Raw genomic sequence first — 24,225 nt, forward strand, 5'->3', positions numbered from 1 at the left:
CTGCTGCGCAGCGCCGGGACCCATTGTGAGAGACGCGAGCACCGGCGTTGTGGGCCCCGGCTCTGCAGCGCATCACTTCGTGCTGCGCAGCGTCCGGGGCACGTGACCACTACGGCCCGCCGCCGCCGAACGTGTTGCAGGCCTGCAGCGTGCCCTGCTGATAGCCGGTCATGAACCACTGCTTGCGCTGCGCGGCCGAGCCGTGGGTGAAGGAGTCGGGCACGACGCGCCCCGTGGCCTGACGCTGCAGCGTATCGTCGCCGATCGCGCTCGCCGTGGTCAGAGCGGCGTCGATGTCGCCGGCTTCGAGGAAGTTCGGGCGCTTCTTCGCCTCGCGATTGACCCAGACGCCGGACAGACAGTCGGCCTGCAATTCGACCTTCACCTGGAGCGCATTGGCCTCGGCCTTGCTGCCGGCCTGCTGCTGCAGTCGCGTCACCTTCGGAATGATGCCGAGCAGGTTCTGGATGTGATGGCCGGCCTCATGCGCGATGATGTAGGCGGTGGTGAAATTGCACGCGGACTGGCCCGAGCAGCCGCGGAAGCGCGTCTCGACCTCGCGGAAGAACGCGGTGTCGAGGAAGATGGTGCGGTCCGGCGGGCAGTAGAACGGCCCCATCGCCGACTCCGCGCGGCCGCAGCGGCCGCCATTGGTGGCGTTGCGGAACAGCACGACCTTCGGGCCGGTGTAGGACTGGCCGCTGGCCTGGAAGATCTCGCTCCAGCGATCGTCGATCTCGCCGAGGATGCCGGAGATCATGCTGCCCATCTCGTCGGTCGGCGCGCCGCGCTTGGCCTGGGACGACGGACGGTCGGTCTGGTAGCTCGGCGCCTGGCCGCCACCGGTGAGGATCTCGGCGCCGCCGATCAGGATGCGCGGATCGATGCCGAAGGCATAGCCGACCAGGCCGAGCACGATGATGGTGCCGATGCCAAGGCCGCCACCGCCCATCGGCAGGCCGAACCCGCCGCCGCCACCGCCGAACCCTCCGCCACTGTCGTCGCGACGATCCTCGACGTCGTCGCTGCGGCGAAAATCATCGTAGCGCATGGTGGGCTTCCCTCAGGTCGACGATTGCATGGCGTGGGCGCGCGGAAACGCGAAAACCTCAACGCGCCACATACGTAAAATTTCCATTGCGTTAATCAATATCCCGCTCGGCAATTATTGCCTAGTGCGACAGCGTGCGACGCCAGCAATTTTTTCCGAGGGCCGAGCATTTTTTTCCGAGAGAAATTTGGAGTCTTTTGCAGCTCCAGCCACTCCCGCAACGCGAAGAAACGCGAAACACACTGCAAAACACGGCAAATGCGCGCAGCGACCCGCGCGCAACGCGCGATGTCCGACCTGCTCACGAAAGCAGCGCGTTAAGTCGACTTTTACTTTGCCGCTTCATTGTAACGGTCAGTCGGTTGTTTGGTCCCGCGTCGCCGACAGCGTCGCCTGAGTCAGAGTTCTTGAGTCATGGTAGTGTCGCGTCGCGGGGCGTCTGCAAAGGCGCCCCGCACAAATTTTGAGTCCGCTTCGCACAGCATCATCCTCGGTGATTGCGTCGCCGAGATGTCGAAGCTTCAGGCTGGTTCGGTCGACCTCGTGTTCGCCGACCCGCCCTACAATCTCCAGCTCAAGGGCGATCTCAAGCGCCCCGACGAGTCCCACGTTGACGCCGTCAACGACGACTGGGACAAGTTCGATTCATTCTCCGCCTATGACGATTTCACCCGCGCCTGGCTGCTGGCCGCGCGCCGCGCGATGAAGCCGTCGGCGACGATCTGGGTGATCGGCTCCTATCACAACATCTTCCGCGTCGGCGCGATCATGCAGGACCTCGGCTTCTGGCTCCTGAACGACATCGTCTGGCGCAAGACCAACCCGATGCCGAATTTCCGCGGCCGCCGTTTCACCAACGCGCACGAGACCATGATCTGGGCCGCGCGCGATGAAAAGGCCAAGGGCTACACCTTCAACTACGAAGCGCTGAAGGCGGCCAACGAGGATGTGCAGGCGCGCTCCGACTGGCTGATCCCGCTGTGCACCGGCGAGGAACGCCTCAAGGGCGCCGACGGCAAGAAAGTGCATCCGACGCAGAAGCCGGAAGGCCTGCTCGCGCGCGTGCTACTGTCGTCCTCGAAGCCCGGCGATCTCGTCATCGATCCCTTCAACGGCACCGGCACCACCGGCGCCGTCGCCAAGCGCCTCGGCCGCTCCTATATCGGCTTCGAGCGCGACAAGACCTACGCCAAGGCCGCTGCAGCCCGCATCGCCGCGGTCGAGCCGCTGCCGGAAGAGAGCCTCGCCCCGTTCATGACGGCGCGCGAAGCCCCGCGCGTGGCGTTCTCCGAGCTGATCGAGCGCGGCATGATCATGCCCGGCACGAAACTGTTCGACTCCAAGAAGAAGCTCGGCGCGCTGGTCCGCGCCGACGGCGCCATCATGTTCGGCGACAAGGTCGGCTCGATCCACCGCATGGGCGCGGTGGCGCAGGGCGCGCAGGCCTGCAACGGCTGGACCTTCTGGCATGTCGAGACCAAGAAGGGTCTCAAGCTGATCGACGAGCTCCGCGCCGAGATCCGCGCCGGCATGGCGGCGGAATAGCCGCTTCCAATCACCGCTCTCGTAGGGTGGGCAAAGGCGCGAAGCGCCGTGCCCACCATCTCTTTCATGCTTGATGGAATTCGTGGGCACGCTTCCGCCGTCGCTCTTCGAGCTATGGCGGACAAGTCGCTTTGCCCACCCTACGGCACCTGCGCCGTGGCTTCTACGGCGCCCATCGGGCCCGTGTTACGCCGGCCGGTCTGCGCGGCGCGCAGATACCTCACGGCAATCTCGCCGGTTGCTCTCCCTGCGAAAATTCAGGCATGAAAAGACCGCCGCGCGGCGATGATGCTGCGTCCGCTCTCGACGACTAACCGCGTTCGCTGTTGACCACCAACACTGGAGAGACGCCAGATGCTCAAATTCTATTTCAACGGGTCGCCGAACCCGACCAAGGTCGCGCTGTTCCTCGAGGAGGCCGGCCTGGCCTACGAGCCCGTGAAGGTCGACACCCGCAAGGGCGAGCAGTTCACGCCGGACTATCTGAAGATCAATCCGAATGCCAAGGTGCCGGCGATCGACGACAACGGCACGATCGTTTTCGATTCCAACGCCATCCTGCTCTATCTCGCCGAGAAGACCGGACAATTCCTCCCGGCGAACCGCGCCGAATTGCTGTCCTGGCTGATGTTCGTGGCCACCGGCGTCGGCCCGTATTCGGGCCAGGCCGTGCACTTCAAGCATTTTGCGCCGAAGGACCAGAACCACGACTACGCCCACAACCGCTACCAGTACGAGACCGACCGCCACTACAAGATTCTCGACGGTCACCTCGCGGGGCGCAAATACATGGTCGGCGACAGCTATTCGATCGTCGACATGGCGCTGTGGGGCTGGGCGCGGATGGTGCCGTTCAAGCTCGGCGACGACGCCTTCGCGCGCTACCCGAACGTGAAGCGGCTGATCGACGAGATCTCGGCGCGGCCGGCCGCCGGCCGCGCGATCGCGCTGAAGGACAAGTTCACCTTCAAGGCCGAGATGGACGACGAGGCGAGAGGCAACATGTTCAGGCACATGACGACGAAGGTGGCCTGAGCACATCTCGTCGCGGTCGAAGGCCACGCGCTTGCGCGTGGCCTTTTGCGCTTAGGCGGCGTGGACCGAGCTCAGGAATTTTGCGACTTCCTGCTTCAGCCGGCTGCTGTCCGCCGACAGCGAGCGGGCCGCCGAGAGCACCTGCGACGAGGCCGAGCCGGTGTCGGAGGCGCCGCGCTGGACGTCGCCGATATTGGTCGAGACGCGCTGGGTGCCGTGCGCGGCCTGCTGGACGTTGCGGGAGATCTCCTGCGTCGCCGCGCCCTGCTCCTCCACGGCGGCGGCCACCGTCGACGAGATTTCCGACAACCGCTCGATGGTGCCGCTGATCTCCCTGATGGAGCCGACCGACTCTTCCGTCGCGGCCTGGATGCCGGAGACCTGCTGGGCGATCTCGCCGGTGGCCTTTGCGGTCTGCTCGGCCAGCGCCTTCACTTCGGAAGCCACGACGGCAAAGCCGCGGCCGGCTTCGCCGGCGCGCGCCGCCTCGATGGTGGCGTTCAGCGCCAGAAGATTGGTCTGGCCGGCAATGGTGCTGATCAGCTCGACCACGTCCCCGATGCGCGCGGCCGCCTTGGAGAGCTCGCCGACGCGGGCGTTGGTCTTGGTCGCCTGGCCCACGGCCTCGCCGGCGATGCGGGCGGATTCCTGGACCTGACGCGCGATCTCGCTCACCGAGGACGACAGCTGCTCGGTGGCGGACGCGACGGCCTGGACGTTGGCGGTGGCTTCCTGCGAGGCGGAGGCGACTTCGGTCGACAGATCCTGGGCGCGCGTCGCCGTCGCCGTTAGCGTACCGGCGGAGGCCTCGAGCTCGTTCGATGCCGACGACACGGTGTCGACGATCTCGCCGACCGCCTGCTCGAACTGGTCGGCGAGCCGGACCATGTCCTTCTTGCGCTCCTCGGCCTGCCGCGCCTCGATCTCGGTCTGCTGGTGACGCATCCGCTCGGTGTCGATCATGTTGTCCTTGAACACCTGGATCGCCTTGGCCATGTCGCCGATCTCGTCCGTCTTGCCGCGCGAGGGGACCTCGACCGCGAGATCGCCGCCGGCGAGCAGCCCCATCGCCCGCGTCATCGAGGTCAGCGGCCCGACGATGCTGCGAGCGATCAGGACGGCCACGATCAATCCGAACAGGGTGGCCACGCCGCCGACGATCTCCTGCATGGAGGTCGTGCCGTCGATCGTGGCTTCGGCCTGGCTGCGCGAATCCTTGTAGTCCTTCTTCAGCGCAGTCTCGGCGACCTTGAGCTTGGCGATGCTGTCGACGATGAGCGGCGCGAGGCTCTTGTGATAGATCTCGTCGGCCTGGAGCATCGCAGCCGAGGTGGTCTCGAACGCGGATTTGTAGATTCCGAGCGAAGTCTTCACCGGCGCGAGCGTGGCGCGCAGCTCGGTCGCCTGCGGGCTCTTTTCGAGCGCCGAAAGCCGCTGCGACGCCCTGTCCACATTGGTCCTGAAGTTGGCGGGCCCCTTGGTGTCGCGCAGGGCCAGGAAGCGCCAGTTTGCGATTTGAACGAGCAGCAGTCGGGATTCGAGATCGGCGACGAGGGACGCGGTGTCCTCGTCGACGGCCGCGCGCGCCACGTCGCTCAGCTTGTTCATCTTGACGGTCAGCTCGTCGCCGCTCGGCAGCAGCGTGGCCTTGCCGGTCCGCGCCTCGTTGACGGCGTCGCCGAGATTGTCACGCAACGTCTTCATCTTCGCGATGTCGGCGATCAGATCGCTGTAGAGCCTGCGCCGCTCCTCGGAGAGCGTCCCCTTGGCACCGACCTGGAGCAGCTCGGTCGCCGCGGCCTCCCGTTCCGACGCCTCGCGCATCGCGGATTCGTTGGCGTCGTAGATGTAGCGCAGATTGGCGCGCTGGATGGCCTGGAGATGGGTCGAGATCTCCAGCACCCGCGCGGTGCTGTCCGAGAACGCCGAAGCCTTGGCAACCTGGTCCTGCACGGACCGCAAATTCCAGATGGCCACCACCGCCATCACGAGACCAACCACGACCAGTGCCATGAAGCCGGCATAGAGACGGCCCCTGATCCGCAAACGAAAGCTCGGCATTCCCACTTCCACCCGGATGCATGTGAATTCAGGCGGACGCACAACTCCGGCGATCGTCACGGCCACCCCAGCAGCCGCGCGTCACCTCTCCGGCGACTCACGCTGCACCGCGATACAATGCGGGACACTTCTTAATTGAACCTTCTGATTTTTCGCGCATGTCTCCGAAGCCGCGCATAAAACCTGCTGATATTAGCGGCAGCTGCGCACGGATTTGGCGCACGGCCCGCATGCGTATGCAGATCGCTGCAAACGGCGCGGCGATGGGCGTGTCAGACCGTCGCCTGCTGCAATTTGCCGAGCGCGTGCTCGACCACTTCCAGCGTGTAGGGCTTCTGCACCACCGGCGCCGAGGCCAGATCGACCGGGATCGGCGCGCGCTCGCCATAGCCGGTCGCGAAGATGAAGGGCACGCCGATCTCCTTCAGCTTCATCGCCACCTTGATGCTGCTCTCATTGCCGAGGTTGAGATCAAGCAGCGCAAAGTCCGGGCGGGTGCGCTCGATCGCGCGCAGCGCCTGGTCGACGCTCGCTGCCGTGTCGACATGTCGCGCCCCCAGGTCCAGCAGGATGACCTCCGCCGCCATGGCGATGATGAGATTGTCCTCGACGATCAGGGCCGTGTCGGAAATGCGGGGGCGGGCGGGCTGTTGTTCCTCGACGCGCATTTTGGCTCCTGCGATTGATGGCACCAGCTCGACAAAATTTGGCGGGATGACGAACCTGGCCTGGACCCCCAGCAGATCGAAGCGGATTTCGGCTTCGCCCTTGAGATCGAACGGCACAGACCGCTCGATGATGGTGGTGCCAAAACCGCGGCGCGACGGCGGCTGCACCGGCGGGCCGCCGCTCTCCTTCCATTCGATCTCGAGGCTCGAATTCGGGTCGACCCGCCACACCACCTCGACCTGGCCGGTGGAATCGGCGAGCGCGCCGTATTTGGCGGAATTGGTCATCATCTCGTGGACGACGAGCGCCAGCGTCGCGAAGGCCTTGGGATCGAGCGCCACGTCCGGTCCGCCGATCTTCACGCGGTCCGCGCGCGAGCCGAGATAGGCGCCGGCCTCGGATTCGAGCAGCGTGCGCAACGCCACCGGCGCCCAGTTCAGATTGGTGATCTGGTCATGGGCGCGCGCCAGCGCCTGGATGCGGCCGCCGAGCACGGTGGCGAATTCGTCGACGCTTTTGGCGGTGTCCTTGCTCTGCGCCACCAGCGCACGGACGAGGCTCAGGATGTTGCGGACGCGATGATTGAGCTCGGCAATCATCAGCTCCTGCCGCTCCTGCGCACCGCGGCGCTCGCGGGCGGCGAGGTCGGAGAGTTGCAGGATCACCTCGAGCAGGGTCACGCGCAGGCTCTCGGCGATGCGGATGTCCGCCGCCGACCACGGCTTCGACTGGCCCGCGACCGTTTCCTGCCACAGCTCGAAGCTCTTGCGCGGCGTCAGGCGCGGCCCGTTCGGGCCTTCCTCATAGACCTTCTCGGGCGCGCCCGCCCAGGTCACCGAGCGCAACACCTCGCGGCGGAAGAAGATCAGGCAGTCGCGCGGGGTGCGCGAGATCGGAATGGCGAGGAAGCCGGCGGCACGATCGCGAAACACCTCGCCGGCCGCATAGAGCTTTGCAATCTCCGCGCTGGCGCAGATGCGGCCCGGCGAGGTGCGGTTGATGAAGGTGACGAGTTCCTTGACCTCGTCCTCGGTCGGCGTCTCGCCGTCGAGCGTGATCTTGTTGTCGGACCAGATCGCCACGCCGTCACAGGCGATCATCCTGCGATAATCGCCGACGAAGTCGACGATCGCGCGCCGGCTGTGCTCGTGGGTCGCAGCGGTCTCGATCAGCCGTTCCTGGATCTTCTGGGCGCTGGCCTCGTAGGCCACGTCGCCCTCGCGCTCGCGCCCCTCCACGATCCAGGAGAACATCTGCCCGAACAGCTCGGAGGCCGTGCGCTTCTCGAATGAAATGTAGTGCGGCGAGTAATGATGGCAGGCGAACAGGCCCCAGAGCTTGCCGTCGCGCAGGATCGAGACCGACATCGAGGCGCCGACGCCCATGTTGCGTAAGTATTCGACGTGGATCGGCGACACCGAGCGTAGCACGCTCATGGAGAGATCGAGCAGCCCCGCATTGTGCGTGGCCGTCGACACCAGCGCCGCCGGCTTCGCATTGATGTCCGCGATGATGCGCAGCCAGTTGCGCTGATAGAGGATGCGGGCCTGCTTGGGGATGTCGGAGGCCGGATAGTGCAGGCCGAGAAACTTTTCGAGGCCCGTTTCGGCGGCCTCCGCGATCACCTCGCCCGACCCGTCCGGATGGAACTGGTAGACCATGACGCGGTCAAAGCCGGTCAGCACCTTGAGCTGGCGCGCCGCCTCGCGGGCAAGCTCGGTCATGCCGCGGGTCTTGCGGATCCGCTCCAGCATCAGCCGCACGAGCTCGCCGGAATTCACGTCCGCCTCGATGACGCTGGGCTCGGCCTCGACGACGAGATAGGCACCGGAGAAATGGATCGAGAGATCGTAGAGCGGCTTGCCGGGCTGGATCTCGACGCCGAACACGCGCTCGGTCGAATCAGGACCGCCGAGCTGGTCGACGCGGCTGCGGATGGTCTCGATCGCGGCTTCCGAAAAGACGCCGGCCAATGGCCGCTGCAGGAGGTCGGTGACGTCGACGCCGAGAAAGCTGCCGGCATTGTCCGAAGCCATGCAGATGGTGAAGTCGGACAGCAGCGTGAGCAGGAAGCCGAACGGCTGCACGCTGCCGGGAATGTGGATCGGCTCGCGATCGCAATTGGTGAGATTGACCGCCTCGTTCATGCGCGATCCGCCGCCTGCTCGAATGCGGCAAACGCGCTGCGCGCCGCTTCGATCGCCTCGTCCTCGTCGCAGCTATGTTCGCTCGCAAGCTTCGCCAGAAAACTCTGCCAGAGCCGTTTTCCCGCACCGTGGTCGAGATAGGCCGTAGCCTCGGCCATGCGGGGATCGGCCGCATCCGCGACCGCTTTCAGCAGGAACTTGGCGCCGAGCCGGGAGCCTTCCAGCACATACATGGTGCCGATCATGCCGCTGGGCGTCAGCGGCAGCACCGACACGGTGGCGCGCGCCTCGCCGCCGAGCCGGTCGAGGTCCGCCGCGATCGCGGCGCTGCGTGCGCGCTCGGGCCAGTCCGTAAACAGCCTCGCGACCCCGCCTTCCACAAGCCCCGCTTCGAGCGGCAGCAGCGCGCCGGCGCTGGCCTGAAGAAAGCGGCGATAGCCGGCGAAGACGGTGAGATCGAATGCGGACATCTGCGCATCCAGCTCGCGATGCGCGGCCGCAGTCGCATCTCTCAATCGTTCGCGAAGTCCGGGAAGGCTGTGCCCCACACGAGTTGAAACGTCCAAAGCCCCGGCCAGCATGAAATTCCCGAACGCGCGCAATGCCGGAGCGCGATTGCTCCGGAACTGTGCAAACGTTGGCGGGAACCCAAAGGTTCCCGCCAACGGTCGAAAAAATGGAGGCGAGGCCATGCGCCCCGCCTCCCCCTTTATTTTCGCCGCCGCGGTTTATGGAGCTCGTACTCGATCTCCGCCCGGGTCATCCCGCAGTCTTGCAGGTCCCGCTCGGTCATGGCGGCGAGCTGAACCCGGTCCCGCGACCGCTCCCGACGGGCTTGCATGATCTTGACCAGGGCCCGCCAGGCCCGCGCGACAATCGCCCGCCATGACGGACCGCACCGACCGGCGGACGCGACGCCACTCACTGAGCTCAGCTCGCGGCCCTCACCGGCGTCTGCGGAAACGGTCCGAGCGCCTTCTCGGTCAGGACCGAGTCGCAGTACTCGCGGATCTCCTTGATCTTGCCGTTCTCGATCCGAAACACCAGGCAATAGTCGTTGTCGTAGCGGACGCCCTCGGGCGTGATGTTATCGCCCTTGGCCTCCACCACGACGATGTCGCCGTCGGCGATGAAGCGCTCGGCGACCGTGCGCGTCCGGTCGCGCAAGCGGGTGCGCACATAGCCGTGCAGATCGTTGAGGATCTCGTCCTTCCCTGTGAACGTGCGCGACCAGGAATATTGGCCGGTGACGATCCATTTGGCGTCGTCGGCAAGGCTCGCGGTGAACAGCGAACGGTCGCGCACAGCCGGGTCGGGGCTGGCGGCGGCGGCGAAAATATCCTGCATCAATTTCTTGTTGGCGCTCGCGCTCATGGCGGCATCTCCGTTTGGTGGCAACACGGAGAGCATCGCCGCTCGACGGTAATTCTTCAAATCGATAGCGAATATGATATCTATTCACCTCATGAATTTGAATTCACTCGATCTCAATCTATTGACCGCGCTCGACGCGCTGCTGCGCGAGGCCAATGTCAGCCGCGCCGCCATGCGGATCGGGCTGTCGCAGCCGGCCACGAGCCACGCGCTGCAACGCCTGCGCGACATCTTTGGCGACCCGCTGCTGGTGCGCACCGGCGCGCGGATGGAGCTGACGCCGCGGGCGCAAGCGCTGCGCGCGCCGCTGGCGCAGGCGCTCGACCAGGTGCGCGGGCTGTTCGTGCCCGACGAGTTCGACGCGGCACGCAGCGAGCGGGCATTCCGCCTGATGATGCCGGATCTCGCGGTCGAGCTTCTGATGCCGCCGCTGATGGAGAAGGTCACTCGCCTTGCGCCCAACGTCCGCATCGACGTCGTGCCGTGGCGGGGATCGGCGATCTTCCATGCGGACTTCGCCCGCACCATCGACCTCGTCATTTCGATCGGCAACGCCTTCAAGGGCTTTCACCGCCAGTTGCTCTACACCGACATCGACGCGCTGGCGGTGCGGCGCGGCCATCCGATGGCCGCGAAGTTGAAGCGACGCGAGACATTCCTGGCGGCCCGCCATGTCGGCGTGATCATCCGCGGCGCCAGCGAGGATCTGATCGACATCTGGCTTCGTACCAAGGGCATCGAGCGGCATATTTCGCTGGTGGTGTCAGGCTATCTCGAAGCGCTCCACGTCGCCGCGCGCACCGACCTGGTCGCCTTCGTGCCGCGCCGGCTGATCGCGGCGCTCTCGAAACAGCTCGGCCTCGTCACGGTCACGCCGCCGCTCGATCCCGGGATCGACGAGCAGTTCCTGTTCTATCCAACGCGGGCGCAGATGGACCCGGGCTCGATCTGGCTACGGCGGCTGATGCTGGAGACGGGACGGGAGCTGGAGAAAGGCAAACGATGAGCACCAAAGCGACGTCGCAGGTCGCTCGACTTGATACGAGCCCTCAGTGCCTTTAATGAGCCAGCCACAGGAACCGAAGGGGATCGACAGCATGCTGGGCCCGCACCAACCACTTGGATGGTTGATCCGTCTTCCGTTCAAGCTGGTTTCGCCATCGTCCGTCATGCGGGTGCTCAGCGGGCCGAACCGGGGTCTGAAATGGGTCGCGGGGGCCGGCAACCAGAGTTGCTGGCTCGGAACATACGAAAGCGACCATGCCAGGGCGATCGCCGCCCGCGTGAAACCGGGCATGACGGTTTTTGATGTCGGCGCACACGCCGGATATTACACCCTGATGCTTTCCAGGCTTGTTGGACCACAAGGCCGTGTCCTTGCGTTCGAAGCAAACTCCGCCAACGCGACGAAGCTCCGCAAACATCTGGATCTCAATAACATCAAGAACGCCGAAGTCATCGAGGCAGCGGTCACCGATCGGGTCGGAGAGACCTTCTTTCATGCCAACGAGGGAGCCAGCGCTTACGGTTACATGGGGAAGATTTCGGGATCGGGCACGCCTGTCAGGACAGTGCGGCTCGACGATTTTCCCACTCCGGACCTGATCAAGATGGATATCGAGGGCGCCGAGACGCTGGCTCTCACGGGCGCGGCGCGGCTCTTGTCCGAGCACAGGAGCGCGATCTTCCTGGCTCTGCACGACGGCGCCTTCGAACAGGCGCCGTCCATCTTGAAGCAGCATGGTTACCGGATCGAGCCGGCCGGAGAGCGCGAATTATGGGCCACTCCGACCTAGCTTCGTAACGCCGGTCAGCCGGCCTGCTATGTCCGGGCTCTCACGCCTTCTGCGCGTCCATCACCTTGCGGATCGCGGGGCGGTCCGACATGCGCTTGAAGTGATCGGCGATCTTCGGCGTCGCGTTGATGTCGACGCTGTCGCCTTCCAGCCAGTGCGAAAGCGTGTGGAGGTAGGGATCGCAAACCGTGAACTGGTCGCCCATCACCCAGGGGCCTTTGAACATCTTCTGCTCGATCAGCTTGAAGCAGGCTGCCATGGTCTCCGGAACCTTCGCCTTCATGTCGGCGAACGAGCTCTCCTGCGTCGCCCAGCGCGCGCCACGCATCTTGTGGGCGTGGTTGATGTGCGCGGTCGAGCAGAGATAGGAGTTGAACGACTGCACCTGGGCGAAGTCGAAGGCATCGTCGAGCGGCGCGAGCTTCGCCTTGGGGAAGGTCTGCGCGATGTAGGCCAGCATCGCCGGCGTCTCGGTGAGGACACCGCGATCGGTCACCAGCGCCGGCACGCGGCCCTTGGGATTGATCGCGAGGTACTCCGGGCTGTTCTGCTGGTTGTCCTTGAAGCTCAGCCGTTCAGCCGTGTAGTCGGCGCCGGCCTCCTCCAGGGTCATGTAGGTGGCGAGCGCGCAGGTGCCGGTGGCGTAGTAGAGCTTGAGCATGTCGGACCTCATGGGAAAATTGGAAACTAACGGCTGCGGGCCGCCAGGTCCATAGCGCGCGTCTCGGGGCTCCTGCTCTTCGCAGTTGCCCACCGCGGCCCGGCTATGCCAAGACGCCCGCAGTCGGAGGGGTTTGGTCATGACGGTACTCATCGCCGGCGGCGGCATCGGCGGGTTGACGCTTGCGCTCAGCCTGCACGGAATCGGCGTTCCCGTGAAAGTGTTCGAGAGCGTCGCGGAACTGAAGCCCCTCGGCGTCGGCATCAACGTGCTGCCGCATGCGGTGCGCGAGTTGATCGAGCTCGGGCTGATGGACAAGCTCGACGCCAGCGGCGTGCGCACCCGCGAGCTCGCTTATTTCTCCAAGCACGGCAAGCCGATCTGGAGCGAGCCGCGCGGGCTGGAAGCCGGCTACAAATGGCCGCAGTTCTCGATCCATCGCGGCACGCTCCAGCAACTCCTGCTCGACACGGCGGTCGAGCGGCTCGGCCGCGACAACATTCTGACCAGCCATCATCTGACCGGCTGGACCGAGACGGCCGACGGCATCCGCGCCGACTTCATCGACCGGGCCACCGGCAAGGCCGCAGGCTCCTATGATGGCGCGATCATGATCGCCGCCGACGGCATCCATTCCGCCGCGCGAGAAAAGCTGTATCCGCAGGAGGGCCCGCCGATCTGGAACGGCCGCATCCTCTGGCGCGGCGTGACGCCGGCAAAGGCCTTTCTCAGCGGCCGCACCATGATCATGGCCGGCCACGAGATCCTGAAATTCGTCTGCTACCCGATCTCGAAGGAGCCGGATGCCGCGGGCCATCATCTGATCAACTGGGTCGCCGAGCGCCACATGCCGCCGACCTATCAGTGGCGCCGCGAGGACTATAACCGCACCGCGCGGCTGGACGAGTTCTTGCCCTGGTTCGAGAGCTGGCAGTTCGACTGGCTCGACGTGCCCGGCCTGATCAGGAACTGCCCGCACGCCTACGAATATCCGCTGGTCGACCGCGATCCGGTGTCGCAATGGACCTTCGGCAAGGTCACGCTGATGGGCGATGCCGCGCATCCGATGTACCCGATCGGCTCGAACGGCGCCTCGCAGGCGATCCTCGATGCCCGCACCATCACCCGCGAGATCCTGGCGCATGGTCCGACGACCGCGGCGCTGCTCGCCTATGAAGCCGAGCGGCGGCCCGCGACCACCGACCTCGTGCTGCTCAACCGCAAGAACGGGCCGGAGCAGGTGATGCAGCTCGTCGAGGAGCGCGCGCCGGACGGCTACAATGTCGTCACCGACGTGCTGTCGCAGAAGGAGTTGGAAGACATCGCCGCGAACTACAAGCGCGTTGCGGGCTTCCAGGTCGAGGCGCTGAATGCGAAGCCGCCGATCGTGAGCAAGGACGCGCGCGCGAGTTAGCTCGTCGGCCTGCCGCGGGCTCCACTTCACCCGCCAAGAGCGAAAGCCGAACTACGCCAACGCACGGCGTGGCGCGCGACTACGCCAATCCTCTGTGACCATTCGCCGGGGAGTTCAAGAACGGTCAGGACTACGTCCTTACTGAATGGCCTTCATCGTTGATCTGGATCAACTCCCCACAGGTGCGCGCGCGATGTTTTACGCGGGGGCGCCAAAGTTCAAGGAGTCCGAGATGACGAAAGCAGCCGTTGCAGCGATTGCAATTCTTCTGACGACGTCGCCTCTCATCTACGCAGCTGAGACCACGTCCACTGTCGGAATGGGACACCCCAGCGCAGCCGACATGAGTAGCTTGACGGATATGCGTGTCGGCATCGTCAAAGCGACCCTGCAAATGACGTCCGAACAGGAGAAATATTGGCCGGCCGTGGAGGATGCCATCCGCGCCAGAGCGAAGAACCGGCAAGCTCGCCTCGAGCACGTAGCCGAATTGCACGAGAACGGCGCAATGGACGCCCTTCACGATCGCAATCCGGTCGACATCATGCAGCGTCGGGCGGACATGCTCGTCCAGCGCGGTACCGATCTCAAAAAGCTCGCTGACGCCTGGGCGCCTCTCTACAAAACACTGAGCCCGGATCAGAAGAAAAGGATGGCCTTCGTATCATACGTCGCCATGCGCGGAATGCGAGATGCGATCGAGCATCATGGCGAAGACGAAGATGATGACGACTAGAGATAAAGGTCTACGGAGGTGCACCATGCTCCGATATATTCTCGCTGCCGTGGCAGCACTCGCTCTCGTGACTGCGAGCCTCGTTCCGGATGAGGCGTTCGCCCGACGTGGCGGTGGCGGCGGATTCCACGGCGGGGGTGCGCGTGGCGGAGGCTATCACGGCGGAGGTATACGCGCCGGCCATGTGCGGGGTGGCGGATATCGGGTTGCAGGCGGCCGATATGGCGCCGCTGGCCGCGGCTACGGATATCGCCCAATACCTGGTCGTCCGGTAGCACGCGCGGCAGTGCGCGGAGGCGTCTATCGCAATGCGGGCTACTATGGCGGCGCCTGGCGTGGCGCCGCTTACGGTGCGGCCGCCGGAGCCGCAGCGGCAGGCGCCTACGGCTACTACAACAACTACAACAGCGGCTGCACCTACGACACCTACGGCAATTGGGTCTGTCCGGGTCAGTATCCCTACCGGTATTGATAGAGCCCATTGGCGGACGGTGGTCGAGCGACTGCTGCCGTCCGCCAGCACCGCGTCTGGTCCGCGGGTAGACTATTTCACTTCACCACCACCCTCGCCGCTTCCAACAACCGCTCGCTCGCGCTCGCCGTCGCCAGCACCGTGCCGTCTTCCGCCATCAGCTTGGCCTCGACGAACGCAATCGTCTTGCCGAGTTGCGTCACCTGCGCCTCGCCGATGATCGGCCCAGGCCTTGCGGGGCTGAGAAAATTCACGGTCATGCTGATGGTCGTGGTGTAGAGCCGTCCCTCGCTCATCACGAGCACCGCAGGGCCCATCGTGTCGTCCAGCATGGCGGAGAGCAGGCCGCCCTGGATGAAGCCGGCGGGATTGCAGAACTCAGGTCTGCCGTCGAAGCCGAGCTTGATCCAGCCGTCCTCGGGACGGGCATCGAGCAGGCGCCATCCGAGCAGCTCGGCGCAGGGCGGTCTCTTGAAGTTGTCGAGCGCAGTCTTGACCATGCGAACCTCCGTGACCGTCAAGACCTAGCGTAGACCTGCTGACAGCCTCATGGCAGCAGGCGATCCGCCGCAGCACAAACTCCCGGAAAATTACGGAAAACTGTACGAATTCAGGGCATTGCGCGCCCGATTAAGCCCGCTTCAACCAACCGGTTTCACGACCGATTCAATACGATCCAATTGAGCAATCGGCCGGTAAGCGGTTGGAAGTTACGACATGGCATGAGCGACGGTGACACCGGAGCCTTCCATGCGGACTTTCCTTCAACGGATCACAGACCACCTGCACGCGATCGAAGATCGACTGACGGTACGGACGCAGATCGCTGCGGCCGTCGCTGCCATGTCCATCGTGCTCGTGGGCACGCTCGCCGCAGGCGCCGCACTGATCAGTTATAAGCGCACCGCCGCGCTGGTCGAGAACAGCCTGGCCGGAATTGCATCGACCACATCCGGCCGGCTCGACCGTTTCATGGCGACGCGCCAGCAGGAGATGAAGCTGTTCGCCGAGCTGCAGCCGATGCAGCATCTGTGGCAGGGCAATCCCGACGAATTGCGCAGCGCGCTCGAGGCGCTCCAGCATTCCTTCGATTTCGCCTGGATCGGCTTTGCCGATATCGACGGCAACGTCGTCGCCTCGACCGGCGGCCTGCTGCAAGGCAAATCCGTGACCGCGCGCCCCTGGTTCAAGCAGGGTCTTGAAAAGATCGCCGTCAGCGACGTGCACGAGGCGATCCTGCTGGCCTCGCTGCTGACGCAGCGCGCCAACAACGAGCCTTATCGTTTCGTCGATATCGCCGTGCCGGTGCGCGATGCCTCCGGCAAGGTGCTCGGCGTGCTGGGCGGACATCTGGACTGGACCTGGGCCAGCAACCTGATCAAGGACGCAGAAGCCAACGACGGCAATACCGATACGCGGCTGACGATCCTGAGCAAGGGCGGCATGGTGCTGGTCGGTCCGCAGAAGGAAACCATCCGCTACGGTGGCGACCAACTCGCCGACATCCTGACGGCGCGCGACGGCACCTTCCGCGAGACGGCGGACGGACAGCAGATGCTGACGGCGTTCCACGTCGGCCACGGCTACCGCGACTACCAGGGCCTGAACTGGATCGTCACCGCAAGCCAGCCCGCGAGCGTGGCGCTCGCCGCCGCGATGTCGTCAGCGCAAACGATCCTGGCGATCGGCGGGGTCACCGCCCTGATCGCGCTGTCGCTGGCCGTGCTGGTTTCGCGCCGGATCGCAGGCCCGATCATCGCGCTGACGCAGGAGGCGGACCGTATCGGACGCGCCCATGGACCGACCATGCTGGCGCGGCAGAGCGGCTCGGTGGAGGTCGTCCAGCTCTCGCGTGCGCTGCGTTCGCTGCTGCGCCGCATCGGTCATGCCGAGGAACGCACCAAGGAAGCCGAGCTGCGCGCCACCGAAAATGCGCTGCAGCTCCAGGAGGACATGCTGAAGCTGCGCCATCTCGCCGACACCGATTTCATGACCGGCCTGATGAACCGCCGCTCCTTCCTCGCCGTCGCCGAAGACGCGGTCGCGTTCAGCCGCCGCTACAAGCGCAACATGGCGACCTTGATGATCGACATCGATCATTTCAAGAAGATCAACGACACCTACGGCCATACCGCCGGCGACGACGCCATCAAGCGTGTCGCCGAGATCGTCAGCCAGTCGATCCGGACCACTGACAAGGCGGCCCGCTTCGGCGGCGAGGAGTTCGTGGTGTTGTTGCGCGAAATCGACCAGGAGACTGCGATCCTGCTCGCCGACCGCATCAGGTCCTCGATCGCGAGCACCACGGTGCGCCATGGCGACACCGTCATCCCCCTCACCGTCTCGGTCGGGCTTGCACTGTTCGACGAAGCCGACCGCGACGTGCAGGACGTCATCGAGCGCGCCGACCAGGGCCTCTATGTGGCCAAGAAAACGGGACGCAACCGCACCTTCCTGATGCCGGCGGAGGACGAACGCGCCGCGCGCGCCGCCTGAGCCTCAGTCCAGCGCGTGCGCGATCACCTTGCGCATGACGTTGGGCAGCGCCTCGTCGGCGAGCGTCGCGATCGGCACCCAGCGCATGCCTTCGGGCGCGCGCGTGCGCGCCTCCGCCTTCGCGGTGTAGACCACGAGCTCCAGCGGGAAATGCGTGAAGACGTGGGTGACCACGCCGACCTTGCGTTGCCAGCGCGACAGCCCTTTTAATTCCGGCGCCTGCTGTTTTGCCGCCGTGTCCTCCTGGCCGGCGCGCCAGTCGGAGCCCGGCACCTCGGTCATGCCACCAAGCAGACCCTTCTCGGGCCGCGAGCGGACCAGCAGCTCGTCACCGCGCGTGACGACGAAAGCGGCCCCACGCCGCAGCGTTCCGCTCTTCTTCGGCGCCTTGCGTGGAAACGTCTCCTGCGTGCCCTGCGCACGGGCCGTGCAATCCTCATTCAGCGGACACAGCGAGCAGGCCGGCTTCTTCGGCGTGCAGATCGAGGCGCCGAGATCCATCAAGGCTTGCGCGCTATCGCCGGCGCGGGAATTGGCGAGCAGCGTTGCCGCCAGCTGCTGGATCAGCGGTTTTGCCTGCGGCAGTTCCTCCTCGACCGCGTACAGGCGCGACACCACGCGCTCGATATTGCCGTCGACGGGCATGGTGTGGCGGTCGAACGCGATCGCCGCGATCGCCGCGGCCGTGTAGGGCCCGATACCCGGAAGCGCACGCAGCCCCTCTTCCGTATCGGGGAAGACACCGCCGTGCTCGCGCGTCACCGCCACAGCGCAAGCGTAGAGATTGCGCGCCCGCGAATAATAGCCGAGCCCGGCCCACATCCGCAGCACATCATCCTGCGAGGCGTTCCCCAACGCCGTGACATCCGGCCAGCGCGCGACGAATTTTTCGAAGTAAGGCCCGACCGCCTTCACGGTGGTCTGCTGGAGCATGATCTCCGACAGCCAGACACGGTAGGGATCCGACGTTTCCCCCGGCGCGGCACGCCACGGCAGCCTGCGGCGGTGGCGGTCGTACCAGGCGAGCAGCAATGTGGGGCGAGCCGACGGCGTGGTCGCCGTGGTGCTCCGCTCCTTCTTGCGCGCGGTCGTGGAGGACATTCGCCTTTACTAGAGGAGGATTTCGCCTGTGGCCAGCGCGACCCGACCGTTGCGGGCTATAACGCCTTGCGTTATACACAAACATGATCCAGAGCTTCGCCGACTCCGAGACAGAGCTGATCTGGTCCGGGCGACGCAGCAGGAAACTGCCGCCCGACATTCAGAATGTAGCCTTGCGAAAACTGCGTTTACTCAATCAAGCGCGGGTGTTGACCGATCTCAGGGTTCCCCCGGGCAACCGGCTCGAAGCACTGAAGGCCGATCGCCAAGGTCAGCATTCGATCCGGATCAATGATCAGTGGCGCATCTGTTTTGTCTGGGATGACGGAGGACCGAAACATGTCGAAATTGTCGACTACCACGATTAGGAACGGGCTCCTCCGCAATCCTCATCCCGGCGAGATCCTGCTCGAGGAGTTCTTAAAGCCGATGGACCTCAGCCAGAATGCGCTGGCGCGCGCTGTGCGCGTGCCGCCGCGGCGGATCAACGAGATCGTACTCGGCAAGCGCGACATCACGGCTGACACCGACCTGCGGCTTGCCCGCTATTTTGGTCTGTCGGAGGGCTTTTTCCTGGGGCTCCAGATGGACTACGATCTGATGCAGCGACGGCGCGAGATCGACCGCGACCTCAAGGCCATCCGGCCTCGCGCGGCAGCGTAGCGGACACGGCCCATGGCCAAATTCCCTCCCAAACCCGGCCCCATCAGCGCCAAGCCGCTCGGGATCCTGCTCAACGACGTCTTTGCCGAGGCCTATGCCAAGCAGGGTTTTGCGGCGCGCGAGCTGGTGACGCGGTGGGAGCAGATTGCGGGACCCGAGATCGCCGCCCATGCCGAGCCGCTCAAGATGCAATGGCCGCGGCCGGTCGAGGGCCAGCCGCAGGAGCCGGCGACGCTGGTGTTGCGGGTCGAGGGCCCGATGGCGCTGGAGATCCAGCACTCGGCCGACGTGATCCTGGAGCGGGTGAACCGCTTCTTCGGCTGGAGCGCGGTCGGCAAGCTCGCCTTCCGCCAGGCCCCCTGTCGCGTGCCCGCCGCCCGGCCCGGCCCGCCCCGCCGGACCCCAAGGCCGTCGCCAAGGTGGCGGAGAGCCTGGGGGATATCGAAGATGAAGAACTGAAGACGGCGCTGGCGCGGCTCGGGGCCGCCATCAAGCGAAATTGAGCCTCATTTCGCGGCCAATCTGGACCCGTCCCTGCCGCTCGCCATTGCCTCAAACCACGTTTCAAGCTAGCGACAGGCCGCCCGGGAACCCTGATGGGAGCTCAGGGCGCGAGACCACGCCAATTCGGGAGCCGACCTTGATCATCACCCGCCGCGCCTTCACCACGATGCTGTCGCTGACCGGTCTTGCCGCGCTCGCCGGGCTCTCGCCGCTGCGGTTCATCTCCGAAGCAATGGCTCAGGCCGCCGGCGATGTCGCCAAGCCGGTGTCGCTGCCCGACATGGCGCTCGGCCCGAAGGACGCCGCCGTCACCATCACCGAATTCGCCTCGATGACCTGCCCGCATTGCGCAGCCTTCAACGAGCAGGTGTTCCCCAAGATCAAGTCGGAATACATCGACACCGGCAAGATCCGTTACGTCTTCCGCGAGTTCCCGCTCGACATCAAGGCCGCCGCCGGCTCGATGCTGTCGCGCTGCATCGCCAATGGCGACGCGCCGAAATATTTCGCCGTCACCGACATGCTGTTCCGCCAGCAGAACGACTGGGTGATGAAGAACACCACCGAGACGCTGACGCGGATCGGCAAGCAGGCCGGCCTCACCCAGCAGCAGGTGGAAGCCTGCCTGAAGGACCAAGCGCTGCTCGACAAGATCGCCGCCGACCAGAAATATGCCAGCGACGTTCTGAAGGTCGATTCGACGCCGACGTTCTTCATCAACGGCGAGAAGATCAAGGGCGAGACCTCGTTCGAGGAATTCGCGAAGAAGATCAATCCGCTGCTGAAGAGCTGATTCGCTCGTCAAGATCCTGATTCGCATCTCGAAAGCCGTAGCTTTCCCGGCATAAATCCCTTGGGAAAAGCGGCTTTCGCAGGTTGCCCTCGCGGCACACCACGGCCATTGTCCGCCGCATGAGGCGCCGAGCGCGACTCGCCCCAGAGAGTGACATTGCCTTCCATGGTATTGTCTCGGCAGGGGGATTCGCGCCTGCCAACAGAGATGCGTGCTTATGAAAATCACCCGCCTACGCCTGCACGGCTTCAAGTCCTTCGTTGAGCCCACGGACTTCGTCATCGAGCCCGGCCTGACCGGCGTGGTCGGCCCCAACGGTTGCGGCAAGTCGAATCTCGTCGAGGCGCTGCGCTGGGCGATGGGTGAGACGTCCTACAAGAGCTTGCGCGCCGCCGACATGGACGCGGTGATCTTCGCCGGCTCCGGCAATCGTCCCGCGCGCAACCACGCCGAAGTGACGATGACGATCGACAATGCCGATCGCACCGCGCCTGCGGCGATGAACGACAGCCAGCTGCTCGAAATCTCTCGCCGCATCGAGCGCGAAGCCGGCTCGGTCTATCGCATCAACGGCCGTGACGTCCGCGCCCGCGACGTGCAGATCCTGTTTGCTGACGCCGCCACCGGCGCGCGTTCGCCCGCCCTCGTCCACCAGGGCAAGATCGGCGAAATCATTCAGGCCAAGCCCGAGCAGCGCCGCCGCGTGCTGGAGGACGCCGCCGGCGTCGCCGGTCTGCACGCCCGCCGTCACGAGGCCGAGCTGCGGCTGAAGGCGGCCGAGACCAACCTCACCCGTGTCGAGGACGTGATCGGCCAGCTTTCCGGCCAGATGGAAGGCCTGAAAAAGCAGGCCCGCCAGGCGGTGCGCTATCGCGAGGTCGCGGCCAAGGTCCGCAAGGCGGAAGCCACGCTGTTCCACCTGCGCTGGATCGGCGCGCACGCCGATGTCAATGAATCCGGCCAGACCCATGATCTCGCCGTGCGCGAGATGGCCGAGCGTACCCAGCATCAGGCCGAAGCCGCCCGTATCCAGGCGATCCGCGCCGCCGAAATGCCGGCGCTGCGCGATGCCGAAGCGCGCGCCGCCGCCGGCCTGCAGCGCCTGACCAATGCCCGCGAGCTGCTCGACCGCGAGGAAGAGCGCGCCAAGGAGCGTGTCGCCGAGCTCGAGCGTCGCCTCGCCCAGTTCGAGGGCGACATCTCCCGCGCCCAGCAGCAGACCATGGACGCCGACGTCGCGCTGCAGCGGCTCGACACCGAAGATGCCGAGCTGAAGGAAGAAATCAAGTCGCGCGTCGAGAAGCGCTCCGGCGTCGACGAACGTGTCGGCGAGGCCGAGGCGGTGCTGACCGAAACCGAGCAGCAGTTTTCCGAGCTCACCACCGCGCTCGCCGACCTGACCGCCAAGCGCAACCAGCTTGAAGCCAACGTCCGTACCCACCGCGACAAGCTCGCGCGTCTCGACCAGGAGATCGCGAACGTCTCCGCGGAAGAGCAGAAGCTGGCCACTGAGACCGGCGGCTTCGGCGATCTCGACGAACTGACCGCCGTGGTCGAGACCGCCGAGCAGACGCTCGCCGCCTCCGAAGCTGCCGCGCAGGCGAGCGAAGCCGCGCACGTCGCCGCGCGCCAGACGCTGGAATCCTCGCGCTCGCCGCTGGTCGAAGCCGACAAGCGCGTGCAGCGGCTCGACACCGAGGCGCGCACGATCTCCAAGATCGTCAACGGCGAGACCAAGAATCTGTGGCCGCCGATCATCGACGGCATCACGGTCGACAAGGGTTTTGAAAAGGCCATCGGCGCCGCGCTCGGCGACGATCTCGATGCGCCCGTCGATCCGTCGGCGCCGATGCGCTGGACCAATGCCGGCGTCACCGAGGGCGATCCGGAACTGCCCGAAGGCGTCACGCCGCTCGCCAACCATGTTCAGGCGCCGGCCGAGCTGACGCGCCGCCTCGCGCAGATCGGCGTCGTGCCGCGCGAGCGCGGTGCCGAGCTGGTGTCGCAGCTCAAGACCGGCCAGCGGCTGGTTTCGCCCGAAGGCGACGTCTGGCGCTGGGACGGCTTTGTCGCCGCCGCCCACGCCCCGACCGGCGCCGCGCGGCGCCTCGCCGAGCGCGCCCGTCTCGTCGACATCGAGAACGAGCTGGAGCAGGCCCGCATCGACGCGCAGATCAAGCGTCAGGCGCTGGAAAACGCCGAGTCCGAACTGCAGATGGCCGCCAGCACCGAAGGCGCCAGCCGCGAGGCCTGGCGCGCCGCGCAGCGCGAGCTGAACGTCGCACGCGAGCGCCACGCCACGGCCGAGCGCGAGATCAGCCGCCACGCCGCGCGCAAGGCGACGCTGTCGGAAGCGCACAGCCGTCTCGCCGCCGATCGCGCCGAGGCCGAGGCCGCCTACGAATACGCCGAGGCCGGCATCAGTGAGCTGCCGTCGAGCGAGGACACCGAGACCCGTCTCGCCGCCGTCCGCAGCGACATCGAAAACCATCGCCGCATGGCCGCGCAGGTTCGCGCCGAGGCCCAGGCGCTGGCGCGCGAGGCCGAGCTCGCCGACCGTCGCGTCCAGGCGATCCTCGCCGAGCGCACCGAATGGCAGAACCGCAAGGAGAGCGCGGCCTCCCATATCGACACCATCCAGACCCGCATCACCGAGGTCTCGATCGAGCGCAGCGACCTCGAGAACGCGCCCGCCGTGTTCGCCGAGAAGCGCAGCGCGCTGATCACCGAGATCGAGTACGCCGAGAACGACCGCCGCATGGCCGCCGATGCGCTCGCCACCGCCGAGACCGCGATGGCCGAGACCGATCGTGTCGCCAAGCTGACCCTCGAAGCGCTCTCCAGCTCGCGCGAAGCCACTGCCCGCGCCGAGGAGCGCATGGAAGGTTCGCGGCGCCGGCTCGAGGACATCGAGCGCGAGATCCGCGACATGCTCGAAGTCGAGCCGCAGGCCGTCGCCGGCCTCGCCGAGCTCGAGCCCGGCGCGGAGCTGCCGCCGCTGCACGACATCGAGGAGGACCTCGAAAAGATGCGCCGGGATCGCGAGCGCCTCGGTGCCGTGAACCTGCGCGCCGAGGAAGAGCTGCGCGAGGTCGAGACCCAGCACACGGGCCTCGTTACCGAGCGCGACGACCTGGTCGAAGCCATCAAGCGGCTGCGCCAGGGCATCCAGAGCCTCAACAAGGAAGCGCGCGAGCGGCTCCTGACCTCGTTCGAGGTTGTCAACAACCACTTCAAGCGCCTGTTCGTCGAGCTGTTCGGCGGCGGCGAGGCCGCGCTGCACCTGATCGAAAGCGACGATCCGCTGGAAGCCGGCCTCGAAATCATCGCAAAGCCGCCGGGCAAGAAGCCGCAGACGCTGTCGCTGCTCTCGGGCGGTGAGCAGGCGCTGACCGCCATGGCGCTGATTTTCGCGGTGTTCTTGACCAACCCCTCGCCGATCTGCGTGCTGGACGAAGTCGACGCGCCGCTCGACGACCACAACGTCGAACGCTACTGCAACCTCCTGCACGAAATGACCAGCTCGACCGACACGCGCTTCGTCATCATCACGCACAATCCGATCACGATGGCGCGGATGAACCGCCTGTTCGGCGTCACCATGGCCGAGCGCGGCGTCTCCCAACTCGTCTCGGTGAGCCTGTCCGAAGCCGTGGACATTCTCGATCAGAACGTGGCGTGATATCTCTGCCGTCATTCCGGACCTC

21 protein-coding genes and 1 pseudogene are annotated in these 24,225 nt (G+C 65.6%); 13 read left to right on the plus strand and 9 right to left on the minus strand.

Translation table 11 applies throughout. The features are described from left to right. Positions 1-109: 109 nt before the first annotated feature. Positions 110-1,051, minus strand: coding sequence for a neutral zinc metallopeptidase (locus tag QA645_RS34045; protein WP_283045602.1), 942 nt, complete (start codon positions 1,049-1,051; stop codon positions 110-112). A gap of 414 nt (positions 1,052-1,465) precedes the next feature. On the opposite strand from QA645_RS34045, the gene QA645_RS34050 reads away from it, so the two are divergent. Both QA645_RS34050 and QA645_RS34055 read left to right on the plus strand, forming a co-directional pair. Beyond that, positions 1,466-2,596, plus strand: a complete 1,131-nt coding sequence (locus tag QA645_RS34050) for a site-specific DNA-methyltransferase (RefSeq protein ID WP_283045604.1) — start codon at positions 1,466-1,468, stop codon at positions 2,594-2,596. A gap of 354 nt (positions 2,597-2,950) precedes the next feature. Then, the gene (locus QA645_RS34055) at positions 2,951-3,631 is read left to right on the plus strand and encodes a glutathione S-transferase N-terminal domain-containing protein (protein ID WP_283045605.1); all 681 of its coding nucleotides are present in this window, start codon (positions 2,951-2,953) and stop codon (positions 3,629-3,631) included. A 51-nt stretch (positions 3,632-3,682) separates the two neighbouring features. Here QA645_RS34055 and QA645_RS34060 read toward each other — a convergent pair whose 3' ends face one another. The 5 genes from QA645_RS34060 to QA645_RS34080 all read right to left on the minus strand — a co-directional run bounded on the left by QA645_RS34060 (position 3,683) and on the right by QA645_RS34080 (position 9,882). Continuing rightward, entirely contained in the window at positions 3,683-5,692 is a 2,010-nt protein-coding gene (locus tag QA645_RS34060; protein WP_283045607.1) for a HAMP domain-containing methyl-accepting chemotaxis protein, read from the minus strand. Between the two features lie 272 nt (positions 5,693-5,964). Next, complete coding sequence (locus QA645_RS34065; protein WP_283045609.1) at positions 5,965-8,508, minus strand: HWE histidine kinase domain-containing protein; 2,544 nt, start codon at positions 8,506-8,508, stop codon at positions 5,965-5,967. Next, entirely contained in the window at positions 8,505-9,200 is a 696-nt protein-coding gene (locus tag QA645_RS34070; RefSeq protein WP_349253148.1) for a biliverdin-producing heme oxygenase, read from the minus strand. Before QA645_RS34070 ends, QA645_RS34065 begins: the two co-directional genes overlap by 4 nt. 17 nt (positions 9,201-9,217) lie before the next feature. Continuing rightward, entirely contained in the window at positions 9,218-9,349 is a 132-nt protein-coding gene (locus QA645_RS34075) for a DUF1127 domain-containing protein (protein WP_254135297.1), read from the minus strand. An 89-nt stretch (positions 9,350-9,438) separates the two neighbouring features. Beyond that, complete coding sequence (locus QA645_RS34080; protein ID WP_254129341.1) at positions 9,439-9,882, minus strand: nuclear transport factor 2 family protein; 444 nt, start codon at positions 9,880-9,882, stop codon at positions 9,439-9,441. A 91-nt stretch (positions 9,883-9,973) separates the two neighbouring features. Here QA645_RS34080 and QA645_RS34085 point away from each other — a divergent pair, with 91 nt between their 5' ends. Both QA645_RS34085 and QA645_RS34090 read left to right on the plus strand, forming a co-directional pair. Continuing rightward, positions 9,974-10,888 carry a LysR family transcriptional regulator gene (locus QA645_RS34085; RefSeq protein WP_254129340.1) on the plus strand — a complete coding sequence of 305 codons (915 nt, stop codon included), beginning with the start codon at positions 9,974-9,976 and terminating at the stop codon, positions 10,886-10,888. 55 nt (positions 10,889-10,943) lie between these two features. Then, positions 10,944-11,678, plus strand: coding sequence for an FkbM family methyltransferase (locus QA645_RS34090; RefSeq protein WP_283045611.1), 735 nt, complete (start codon positions 10,944-10,946; stop codon positions 11,676-11,678). 40 nt (positions 11,679-11,718) lie between these two features. Here QA645_RS34090 and QA645_RS34095 read toward each other — a convergent pair whose 3' ends face one another. Next, positions 11,719-12,339: a glutathione S-transferase family protein gene (locus QA645_RS34095; protein WP_283045612.1), complete on the minus strand. Its 621-nt coding sequence runs from the start codon at positions 12,337-12,339 to the stop codon at positions 11,719-11,721. A gap of 139 nt (positions 12,340-12,478) precedes the next feature. On the opposite strand from QA645_RS34095, the gene QA645_RS34100 reads away from it, so the two are divergent. The 3 genes from QA645_RS34100 to QA645_RS34110 all read left to right on the plus strand — a co-directional run bounded on the left by QA645_RS34100 (position 12,479) and on the right by QA645_RS34110 (position 14,961). Continuing rightward, positions 12,479-13,753 carry a flavin-dependent oxidoreductase gene (locus tag QA645_RS34100; RefSeq protein WP_283045613.1) on the plus strand — a complete coding sequence of 425 codons (1,275 nt, stop codon included), beginning with the start codon at positions 12,479-12,481 and terminating at the stop codon, positions 13,751-13,753. 232 nt (positions 13,754-13,985) lie between these two features. Then, positions 13,986-14,489: a Spy/CpxP family protein refolding chaperone gene (locus tag QA645_RS34105; RefSeq protein WP_283045614.1), complete on the plus strand. Its 504-nt coding sequence runs from the start codon at positions 13,986-13,988 to the stop codon at positions 14,487-14,489. 25 nt (positions 14,490-14,514) lie between these two features. Next, positions 14,515-14,961 carry a hypothetical protein gene (locus QA645_RS34110; RefSeq protein ID WP_283045615.1) on the plus strand — a complete coding sequence of 149 codons (447 nt, stop codon included), beginning with the start codon at positions 14,515-14,517 and terminating at the stop codon, positions 14,959-14,961. A gap of 77 nt (positions 14,962-15,038) precedes the next feature. Here QA645_RS34110 and QA645_RS34115 read toward each other — a convergent pair whose 3' ends face one another. Continuing rightward, positions 15,039-15,461 carry a PaaI family thioesterase gene (locus QA645_RS34115; RefSeq protein WP_283045616.1) on the minus strand — a complete coding sequence of 141 codons (423 nt, stop codon included), beginning with the start codon at positions 15,459-15,461 and terminating at the stop codon, positions 15,039-15,041. 250 nt (positions 15,462-15,711) lie between these two features. Here QA645_RS34115 and QA645_RS34120 point away from each other — a divergent pair, with 250 nt between their 5' ends. Then, on the plus strand, positions 15,712-17,457 hold the full coding sequence (locus tag QA645_RS34120; RefSeq protein WP_283045617.1) for a sensor domain-containing diguanylate cyclase: 1,746 nt from the start codon (positions 15,712-15,714) through the stop codon (positions 17,455-17,457). 3 nt (positions 17,458-17,460) lie between these two features. On the opposite strand, the gene mutY is transcribed toward QA645_RS34120, so the two are convergent. After that, a complete protein-coding gene (gene mutY / locus QA645_RS34125; RefSeq protein WP_283045618.1) occupies positions 17,461-18,558 on the minus strand; it encodes an A/G-specific adenine glycosylase in 1,098 nt (365 codons plus the stop codon). Positions 18,559-18,641: 83 nt separating this feature from the next. Between mutY and QA645_RS34130 the strand changes: the two genes are divergently transcribed. From QA645_RS34130 to smc, 5 genes and pseudogenes are all read left to right on the plus strand, one after another. Next, positions 18,642-18,926: a type II toxin-antitoxin system RelE/ParE family toxin gene (locus QA645_RS34130; protein ID WP_283045619.1), complete on the plus strand. Its 285-nt coding sequence runs from the start codon at positions 18,642-18,644 to the stop codon at positions 18,924-18,926. Beyond that, positions 18,898-19,221 carry a HigA family addiction module antitoxin gene (locus tag QA645_RS34135; protein ID WP_283045620.1) on the plus strand — a complete coding sequence of 108 codons (324 nt, stop codon included), beginning with the start codon at positions 18,898-18,900 and terminating at the stop codon, positions 19,219-19,221. Before QA645_RS34130 ends, QA645_RS34135 begins: the two co-directional genes overlap by 29 nt. Positions 19,222-19,233: 12 nt before the next feature. After that, a pseudogene (locus QA645_RS34140) lies at positions 19,234-19,724 on the plus strand (DciA family protein). A gap of 137 nt (positions 19,725-19,861) precedes the next feature. Continuing rightward, the gene (locus tag QA645_RS34145) at positions 19,862-20,518 is read left to right on the plus strand and encodes a DsbA family protein (protein ID WP_254129332.1); all 657 of its coding nucleotides are present in this window, start codon (positions 19,862-19,864) and stop codon (positions 20,516-20,518) included. 217 nt (positions 20,519-20,735) lie between these two features. After that, positions 20,736-24,200: a chromosome segregation protein SMC gene (smc, locus tag QA645_RS34150; protein WP_283045622.1), complete on the plus strand. Its 3,465-nt coding sequence runs from the start codon at positions 20,736-20,738 to the stop codon at positions 24,198-24,200. Positions 24,201-24,225 lie beyond the last annotated feature (25 nt).

The sequence above is a fragment of the Bradyrhizobium sp. CIAT3101 genome (assembly GCF_029714945.1).
Taxonomy (GTDB): domain Bacteria; phylum Pseudomonadota; class Alphaproteobacteria; order Rhizobiales; family Xanthobacteraceae; genus Bradyrhizobium.